At 48.4% G+C, this 1418-nt stretch carries 2 protein-coding genes; both read right to left on the minus strand.

Features of this window, described 5'->3' with window-relative positions; translation table 11 throughout:
* Window positions 1-55: 55 nt before the first annotated feature.
* On the minus strand, window positions 56-1189 hold the full coding sequence (locus C7H79_RS17125) for a hypothetical protein (RefSeq protein WP_106708428.1): 1134 nt from the start codon (window positions 1187-1189) through the stop codon (window positions 56-58).
* On the minus strand, window positions 1189-1418 hold a 230-nt coding region (locus C7H79_RS18205), incomplete at its 5' end, for a hypothetical protein (protein WP_206781778.1). The genes C7H79_RS18205 and C7H79_RS17125, both read right to left, overlap by 1 nt.

Genomic DNA, 1418 nt, shown 5'->3' on the forward strand with positions numbered 1-1418 from the left:
AACGGTTTCTTTTTTATTCCGCTCCCTACCGGGTTGGAATTGAGACTAATTTCCGCTAAAGTACAAATTTCGGCCTTGTCGTTATCAATCCACCATCCAAAGGCAGCGTCTTGATAAAATCATCGTAATCTGAGAATCTGCGTCCAGATGGAGGGCTTGGCTTGTACTGTATTAAGCACATATTCGCACCGATGTATGGGCTTGTGAGACGATCATGAAATTCTTGCATGGTATGAAGCAATCCGGTGTCAGGATTGATCTCGTCCATATCATCCCCTTGCCATTGCGTAAACTTTGGCAATATTCCACTGAATTCCTCGTAATATCTGAGAGCCCCTTTTGGCTGCTTTCCTACCGGAACAGCGTTGGTCGATGCATTCCAGTGGGTATTACTGGCACTCACCCAAACGCGCTCTTTTTGCGCGTAATTCGTGTACCAGTCTTGAACTAACAGCTTGGTTTGATTTAGATCGTGATAAACGCCCGTTCTTTTGAAAGCGGCTTTCAAATCTCGTACCATTTGAATTCGACCTGCCTGCATACTTTCAATGGACTCGGGGTTGAATGAATGGCCGAATGGTATGGTCACTGTGCCGTAACTCGACTCACTTGTGCCCACAAACATAATGTCGCGGTCCTTGTCATACTTATTAGCAACTGCAGCAAACCATTCCCGATGCCATTCTTGGATCATGGGATGGCTGTATTGCAGAATATAGCCTCTTTTGGTGCTGCCCTGGCCTTTGCCTGGCTCAATGCCCAAGCATCCAACGTATCGAATGTGCTCGGTTCCAGATCCGGTCCAGTTTCCTTGAACCTGAACCAGGTGAGCGGGAAGCATAAGCCTTACATCATTGGCGGCAACCACGTCGAATTCGCGCTGCTGAAACATCAAACCTGCTTTTATACCTCTATTTCTCAGGTCATTGATTCTGCTATCCAGCTTTGTCCAGTCATAAACACCTGGCGCGGTTACAATCTCGCCGGGGCTCAATTCAAACTGCACAAATCGCCAATTAGGGTTGGCATCCAACCTGCTTAAAAGACCGCCATTACCACCCCAACTGAAAGCACCCGCAGAATCCGGATTGTTATAAGCAGATCGGGGAAACTTAACTCCGAACCCAGGAACAAACACGTCCTTTTGTTGCACTCTGCGGCGTGGCCGCGCAAATAACCCCGCCTTCATTAGTGCACCAACTCAATCATACGGCTGCGAACGCCTATTAACTCGTTAACAGCGGTGGCGGCCATAAAGTGGAATGTGATATCTGCTGCACCGGCGTTGGTTTCAACGCTAAACTGTGCGCCAGGCGCACCTGTACCTGCTCCCGAGCCATGCGATATACTCATCCGGGTTTCCTGTGAGTTCGTTGCACCTCTGTTATAAACTTCGACAGGAATATGGAGAGTCGTTG

This window comes from Nitrosomonas supralitoralis (assembly GCF_003011925.2).
Classification (GTDB): domain Bacteria; phylum Pseudomonadota; class Gammaproteobacteria; order Burkholderiales; family Nitrosomonadaceae; genus Nitrosomonas; species Nitrosomonas supralitoralis.